General features: G+C 60.3%; 7 protein-coding genes. All 7 read right to left on the bottom strand.

Annotated elements, in window-relative coordinates; genetic code table 11:
* Positions 1 to 397: 397 nt before the first annotated feature.
* Positions 398 to 1132: an NAD(P)H-hydrate epimerase gene (locus tag I6E81_RS09635; RefSeq protein ID WP_197107090.1), complete on the bottom strand. Its 735-nt coding sequence runs from the start codon at positions 1130 to 1132 to the stop codon at positions 398 to 400.
* Between the two features lie 11 nt (positions 1133 to 1143).
* The gene (locus I6E81_RS09630; protein ID WP_197107089.1) at positions 1144 to 1926 is read right to left on the bottom strand and encodes a DUF427 domain-containing protein; all 783 of its coding nucleotides are present in this window, start codon (positions 1924 to 1926) and stop codon (positions 1144 to 1146) included.
* Between the two features lie 73 nt (positions 1927 to 1999).
* Positions 2000 to 2761 carry an SDR family NAD(P)-dependent oxidoreductase gene (locus I6E81_RS09625; RefSeq protein ID WP_197107088.1) on the bottom strand — a complete coding sequence of 254 codons (762 nt, stop codon included), beginning with the start codon at positions 2759 to 2761 and terminating at the stop codon, positions 2000 to 2002.
* Positions 2762 to 2914: 153 nt separating this feature from the next.
* Entirely contained in the window at positions 2915 to 3724 is an 810-nt protein-coding gene (locus I6E81_RS09620) for an IclR family transcriptional regulator (RefSeq protein ID WP_197107087.1), read from the bottom strand.
* A gap of 52 nt (positions 3725 to 3776) precedes the next feature.
* Positions 3777 to 4607 carry a 5-dehydro-4-deoxy-D-glucuronate isomerase gene (kduI, locus tag I6E81_RS09615; protein WP_197107086.1) on the bottom strand — a complete coding sequence of 277 codons (831 nt, stop codon included), beginning with the start codon at positions 4605 to 4607 and terminating at the stop codon, positions 3777 to 3779.
* A 10-nt stretch (positions 4608 to 4617) separates the two neighbouring features.
* The gene (locus I6E81_RS09610) at positions 4618 to 5577 is read right to left on the bottom strand and encodes a 2-hydroxyacid dehydrogenase (protein ID WP_197107085.1); all 960 of its coding nucleotides are present in this window, start codon (positions 5575 to 5577) and stop codon (positions 4618 to 4620) included.
* 85 nt (positions 5578 to 5662) lie between these two features.
* Positions 5663 to 6757 carry an extracellular solute-binding protein gene (locus I6E81_RS09605; RefSeq protein WP_197107084.1) on the bottom strand — a complete coding sequence of 365 codons (1095 nt, stop codon included), beginning with the start codon at positions 6755 to 6757 and terminating at the stop codon, positions 5663 to 5665.
* Positions 6758 to 6823: the final 66 nt, after the last annotated feature.

Below are 6823 nucleotides of genomic sequence, written 5' to 3'. Positions count from 1 at the left end.
GCTTCACCCCAGGGCTTTCAAAACCTGTGTTGGCAACCTCCGCTGAAAGCGAAAGGCAACCTGTCTAACTTACCAGCAATACCGCGCTTGTCAAACCAGCAGAACTGCACCAGAACGGCACACAACAACTGATCAACACGCGAATAAAGCGGGTTCTCATCCTAAGATCTGACACCGCAACCCACAAGAGGTAAACCGATGTTTGACTCGACCCAAACCTAAAAGATTTCGGAGGATGGTGGCCCCCACTTGAGGCCGGAAACCTAGCAGCAGAACTGCCCGGGACTTCCGCACCTTTGGGGTGACAAGAGGAAACATTACGTGCATTTTGCCCCCCTCGCCAACACCGCCCACATCCCGGGCGTGTCGCAAAAATGAGGCCCCCAAAACACTGTGTTTAGGATGCTCGAAGTCGCACCCGGTATCCCGGAGCGAAGAGAGCAGGAGGCAGCTCGATACCTACGCGCCGATAGACCTCGCGAGGAATCCCAATGTCCGCTAGCCAGAGCGCGCCGACGGCTTCGGCATCCAACCCCGTCTTCGGAGCAGCGAGGGTCATCGTGTGGGTGGCGGTGACGTGATCCCCTGGCGCTACGCCGGTCGTGGAATCGACCCCGGATGGGATGTCGAGGGAGACGACCGGGGCGGGGTGGCGCGACATCCATCTGATGAGTTCGGCAGCTGCCCCGTGCGGTGCACCACCGAGGCTGTAGCCCAACACGGCATCGACGAGCAGGTCAGCATCCACGGTGTCGAGGTCAGCGACCGTCGCAACTCGTGCGCCAGTGGCGCGGTAGAGCGCGAGTTGGTCAGCAGGAACGCCCTTGAGATGAGACGGGTTAGAGATCACCAGAGTGACATTGCCACCGTGGTTGGCCAGATGGCGGGCGGCGCAGATTCCGCCGCCACCATTGCCGCCGGTTCCGGCCAGCACCACTATCGGTGCTGACGGCCAGCGATCGCCGAGGAGCTCCACACACAGCGACGCCAGATTGCGGCCCGCGTTCTCCATCATTTGATAGAGGTTTGGCCCCAACTCATCGATCGCAATCCGATCGACCTCGCGCATCTGCGTCGTCGTAATAGCAGGCACGACAAGCCCGGTTTTTGTTCGAAAGCTGCTCGCTGCCATGACCCGCGCTCTTAGCTCGCAGAAGTCGACGGGAAGAAGTGCGTCTTAGCCTGAGTGAGCTCGACGCCATCGATGAACATGTCGAGCTTCTCGTTATAGAACGCCACGAGGCCGGCAATTGGCAACAGCTGTCGGGTGGGGAACGAATACGACCACGCCAAATCGTCGTGGACCGTGCCGCCCACCTCCACCGACCAGTAGTCGGTAGTGGTGCCCTTATAAGGGCACTCGGTCACGGTGTCATTGGCGACGAGATGCTGAAAGTTCACGTCCGTGCGGTTGAGGTAATACCGCGTCGGCAAACCCGTTTCATAAACCATGACCGGAGACGAGGACTCGGCGAGCACAACCCCCTCGAGTTCGACGCGCACCGTGCGGGTCGAGCGCACGGCATCCACTCGGGCATAGGGGCTTCGAGGGTGCACGAAAACTTGCTCATCCTCCTCGAACCAGGAGTCGAGAGCATCCCACTCAAAACGCACCATGTCGGCGAGGCCCTCTAGCCCATCGCCGGCGTAAACCTTGGCTGCCGCCGGATGCTCGCGCTCCCCCACCGCAAGACCCTGGACGTGATAGGTGCCGCGCGCGGGATGGTGCTCCTGCCCTTCATCGACGAGGAACTCAGACTTCACATCGGCGAGCGGGATGTAGAACTGCGGATACGGAGCCCACTCCCACACATACAGCGCTGCTGTCGTGTCGAAGATGAGCTCGCCCGCGAAATAGCCGCGAATGCGACGCGGGACAGGCTCGATGAGGTTTTTCTTGGAAATCATTCCTGGATAGTCGTTCATCAGAACCCTCTTTCGTCAGTGGGTCCAGCCTGTCACCGTCGCCTGTGAGCAGCAATCAGCCGCCGAGGGTTAGCTATCTAAAGTTCACTCCACCATTGATGTCGATGACCTGACCGGTCACGAACGACGCGAGATCGGAAGCCAAGTAGAGAACGGCGCCCGCGACGTCATCTACGTTTCCGGCACGGCCGATCGGGATGCCGGCAATGATTCCCGCGCGTGCGTCATCCGGAGTGAAAGTGTCATGGAAGGGCGTGCCCTCGATGAAGCCAGGGGCCAAAGAGTTGACCGTGATGTTCTTGGCAGCCAGCTCCTTAGCCAGGGCACGCGTGAAACCAACGACGCCCGCCTTCGACGTTGCGTAGGCCACAGCTCCCCCGCCGCCACCATTTTCTGCCGCCAGGGAGGCCATCGTCACGATTCGCCCAGCCGACGACATCTCCAAGTGCGCGATTGCTGCGCGGCACACGTAGAACGTGCTCGCGAGGTTGACGTCGAGCACCTTCATCCAGTGGTCATCTGACATCGTGGCGACGGGTGCACGCCCCACCAGATGGCCGGCGTTCGTAACGACGATGTCGAGCCCGCCGAGAAACTCCGCGGCAGTAGCGACAAGGCGGTCGGCCTGAGCCGAGTCGGTGAGATCAGCTTGCACGGCCAGCGCTTGACCGCCGAGAGCCTGGATGAGGCCCACGGTTTCAGCGGCCTCATCGGCACTGCCGTTGTAGTGCACGACAACATCGGCACCCGCGCGGGCGAGACCGAGCGCGATTCCTGCGCCAATTCCGCGCCCGCCACCGGTAACAAGCACTCGTCGAGAAGTGAGATCGATCATTGTGTTTTACGTCCTAACCATTCGCCGTCGACTAGGACGGCTGTTCCATTGATGTAATTTGCAGCGCGTGAAGCCAGAACTGTCACTACAGCGGAGTGCCGGTTCTGTCAGCGACGACGGTCGTGGCGACTGAGGATATTCCCGCGGCAGCCCTCAGGCTGAGAGACGAACGTTCGCGGATGCCCCGAGCAACTTGGAGATTGTGTCGGCGGTCTGTCGCACGAGAGGCCCCAACACCAAGTCCAACTCTTCAGTGACCTTTGCCGCTGGCCCTGCGATGCTCACCGACGCGACGACCGCATCAGTGTGGTCGAAAATAGCTGCGGCATAACCACGAATGCCCTCGCGGTTCTCCATGTTGTCAATCGCAAAGCCCCGCTCACGCGTCACCGCGAGATCTGCCATCAGTGCATCCCGCGTCGTGATGGTGTTCTCGGTGCGAGCAGTCAAGGTTGCAGGAAGACGACGCTCGAGCCGGTCAGCACTGGTCCACGCCAAGATCGCCTTGCCAACACCCGTAGCAAACGCGGGAACCGAGTCGCCGACGCGGCTGAAGATTCGAACAGGCTCAGGGCTATCGACGACCTCGATGTAGACGACATCCGACTCGCTCAGCGTCGCCAAGTGAGCGGTGTCGCGGCTCTCCGCCACGAGCTCCCGCATCGCCGGAAGCGCAATGCGACGCAGGTCGATCCGGCGCAAGTACTCAGAGCCGATTCGCAAGTTGGCCACGCCCAGGCTGTAGACCATCGTTTCTTCGTCGTACGCGAGGAAATCCCGCGCCACGAGAGTGCGGAGCATCCGATGCGTCGTGGCCTTGCTGTACTTCAGCATCGTGCTGCACGCTGCCAAAGTGAGCCCTGGCTCCGGACTGTCGGCGATCGTGATCAGTACTTCAAGCGCGCGATCGAGACTCTGGGTTCCCGCAATCGGCGCGTCGTCACTTAGCTTGTCGGTGCTCATAAGAACTCCTCAGTCAAAAAGTCAGATGCGATCGGGGCATCGCGGTCGGGATTCATTCGCCAAGCTCAACAACTGAGACTTGGTCCATATCGGTGAAGCTTTGATTCTCCCCCGCCATGACCCAAACGAACGAGTAATTCGTCGTTCCGGCACCGAGGTGAACTGACCAACTGGGCGAGATCACCGCTTCGTGATTGCGGACAGCCACAACTTTTGGCTCGGCCGGAAGACCCATGAAGTGCTGGATGCGGTGCTCCGAAGGTAGATCCATATAGAGATAGACCTCGGTGCGGCGGTCGTGCGTATGCGGAGGCATGCTATTCCACACGCTACCCGGCTTCAGGGCCGTGATGCCAAGAACGAGCTGGGCCGTGCGCACCCCGTCTTCGTGCAAATGCTTGTAGATCGTGCGTTCGTTAGCAGTCGAAGAGTCGCCTGCCTCGGCACGCAACGCCTCACCCAACGGCACGAGAGTAGTGGGATAGGTCACGTGAGCCGTGGCCGAGGCGAGATAAAAGGATGCTTCTGCCCCCTCAGACTCGAAGCTAATCTCCTTCGCGCCCCGGCCAACATAGAGAACGTCCTTGGCAGCCATCTCGTAGCGAACACCATCGACTGTTACCAAACCTGGCGCTCCGACCGCGACAATCGCGAGCTCCCGACGCTGGCAGAAGTACTCCGAGCGAAGTTGATCGGGAGCCTCGAGCGTGAGCGGCGCTCCTGCCATGGGCACAGCACCACCCAGCACCATGCGGTCATGGTGGCTATAAACGAGAGAAACCTTGCCTGGCGTAAAGAGGTCACCGACGACGAACCTCGACTTGAGGCTCGCGAGGTCAAGTGCGGCGAAGTCGTCGGGATGTGTTGCGTAGCGAGTCTGCATGGGAGGCTTCCTAGTCGATGACGTTCGTCGGTGTGCCTGCGGCAAACGCCACAATGTTCTCGCCCGCGAGACGGAAAACGTCGTCGGCTTCATCCGTGTGAAAACCGATGTGAGGCGCAAGAACGCTGTTTGTCGCTGCGCTCGGAATCACGGATGCCGACGGCGGCTCCTCCACGAAGACGTCGAGACCCGCACCGAAGATGGCTCCGGCCTCAACGATTTCTTTGAGCGCGACGTTGTCCATGACTTCGGCACGCGCGGTGTTCACGAGGATGGCGGTGGGGCGCATGCGCTCCAAGAGAGACCGCCCAATCATGCCGTCGGTCTCTTTGTTGTGGATGAGGTGCAGCGAAACCACGTCGGAGGTCTCGAAGAGCTCCTCGAGTTCCACCCGCGGCGCACCGAGCGCTTCGTCACGCTCCGGTGACGCTGTTCTGCTCCAGTAAACGACATCCATTCCGAGCGCCTTAGCCATGGTGATGACACGGGCGCCAATAGCTCCGGCACCCACAACACCGAGGCGGCGGCCGGCGAGCTTCAGGCCCTGGTTCTTCGCCCACTCCCCCGAACGTACGATTGCATCGCCTTCGACAACGCGACGCGCGACCGCAAACATCAGCGCGATGGCGTGCTCGGCGACACTCTGGCTCGCGAAGTCAGGGACGTTAGTGACGGTGACTCCGCTAGCTGCGGCTTCATCCATCGAGACAAATCGGCGAGCGCCCGTTCCGACAAAACTCACCATGCGGAGCCCGGGGTTGTTCTTCATGAGGCCGGCAGGGACCGGACCTTGATCACCCACGACGTAGAGCACGTCGTAACCAGCGGCGCGGGCCGTTGCTGCCTCGATGTCATCAAACGACTCTTCGAACCAGTCGAAGGTGTGGCCCAGCTTTTCGAGGGGGATCTTTACATCCCGCTCAACGATTTCTCGGTACTGGGACTCGCCGTCGATGCAAACGATCTTCATGGTGTGTGTTCCTTGTCTTCGTGCGGTGTGATGCCAAGAGGGGATGCTCGCGCCAAGTGATCAGCGCGAGCATCCGATTAGTTGATTACTGCCCGACCCAGCGGTTGAACTGGTCGAGAACCTCAGTGAGGCTCTCCAGGTAGTAGTCGCTGTCCTGAAGAACGGAGCCATCAACGTTCGAGCCCACGGGCAAGAACGCCTGAACCTGTTCGGGGAAGTCGGTCGGGCTCAGAGCCTTGACCGATGCCGGGATGGGCGTCGGAACAACAGAAGCGAAAGCGATCTGGCCTTCGGTGTTGTTGATCACGTGAGCGAGCAGTTCCTGCGCAGCGGCCGCGTTGGGCGCACCGGCGGGAATCGACCACACGCTGTTGGAGTACCCAGCTTCGTTCCACGTGATGTTCATCGGGAAGCCGTTGGCGTCCAATGCCGTGAATGCACGGTTGGCCCAGAGGATTCCGATGTCGCAGGAACCGTTCTCGAAGGATTCGATTGACTGAGCTCCGCTGGTCCACCAGGTGATGTCGTTCTTGATCTCATCGAGCTTCTCGAGCGCGCGGTCAACATCCAGAGGATAGAGGTCATCTGCTGCAACGCCATCGGCGAGCAACGCAGCCTCAAGGGTCCAGCCGTACTGGGGGTTGTTGAAGAAGCAGCGTTTTCCGGGGAAGGTGTCGAGATCCCAGAGGTCAGCCATTTCCGTCGGCTTTGTGTCGGGGTAAGCGTCGTCATCCCAAGCGAGCACCATTCCGAAGGTTCCCACCTCGATGCCGTACTCGTTGTAGGTACCGTCGACGAGCTTGTCGACGGGAACGATCGACGTGTCGATCTTCTCAAGCAGGCCATCCGCAGCGGCAGTGGCAGCATCGTTAACCGTGGGGAAGAGCATCAGGCTCCACGGCATCGATCCGGCTTCTGCGGAAGCGAAGAACTTCGTCGCGGCTTCGTTGTAATCATCAGTCACTGAGACGCCAGTGTCGTCAGTGAAGTCAGCGAAAAGCGTTGCCGCTTCCGCCTCGTAGACCACGCCACCGCTGGTGTCGTAGAACAGGATGTCGCCGGAAATGGCACCAGCCGAGCCGGAACCTGCTGGCTCACTGGTAGTACACGAACTCAGTGCGAGGGCCGCAACGAGTGAACTCGCTCCGACGATCGAGAGTCGTCTGATTGTCTTCTTCATGGATCTCCTCGTTTCTCTGGTATCTGCAACGTGCTGCTTTGGTGCTGTAGTGATGTGGTGCGGTGG

It is taken from the genome of Salinibacterium sp. NG22, assembly GCF_015864925.1.
Lineage (GTDB): Bacteria > Actinomycetota > Actinomycetes > Actinomycetales > Microbacteriaceae > Rhodoglobus.
Note: the sequence above shows the minus strand (reverse complement) of the source record. Positions and strands in the feature narration are given on the sequence as shown.

Excerpts from the sequence above, each read along its gene's own strand:
- I6E81_RS09635 (WP_197107090.1), bottom strand. The coding sequence starts at position 1,132 with ATGGCAGCGAGCAGCTTTCGAACAAAAACCGGGCTTGTCGTGCCTGCT.
- I6E81_RS09630 (WP_197107089.1), bottom strand. The coding sequence starts at position 1,926 with ATGAACGACTATCCAGGAATGATTTCCAAGAAAAACCTCATCGAGCCT.
- I6E81_RS09625 (WP_197107088.1), bottom strand. The coding sequence starts at position 2,761 with ATGATCGATCTCACTTCTCGACGAGTGCTTGTTACCGGTGGCGGGCGC.
- I6E81_RS09620 (WP_197107087.1), bottom strand. The coding sequence starts at position 3,724 with ATGAGCACCGACAAGCTAAGTGACGACGCGCCGATTGCGGGAACCCAG.
- kduI (WP_197107086.1), bottom strand. The coding sequence starts at position 4,607 with ATGCAGACTCGCTACGCAACACATCCCGACGACTTCGCCGCACTTGAC.
- I6E81_RS09610 (WP_197107085.1), bottom strand. The coding sequence starts at position 5,577 with ATGAAGATCGTTTGCATCGACGGCGAGTCCCAGTACCGAGAAATCGTT.
- I6E81_RS09605 (WP_197107084.1), bottom strand. The coding sequence starts at position 6,757 with ATGAAGAAGACAATCAGACGACTCTCGATCGTCGGAGCGAGTTCACTC.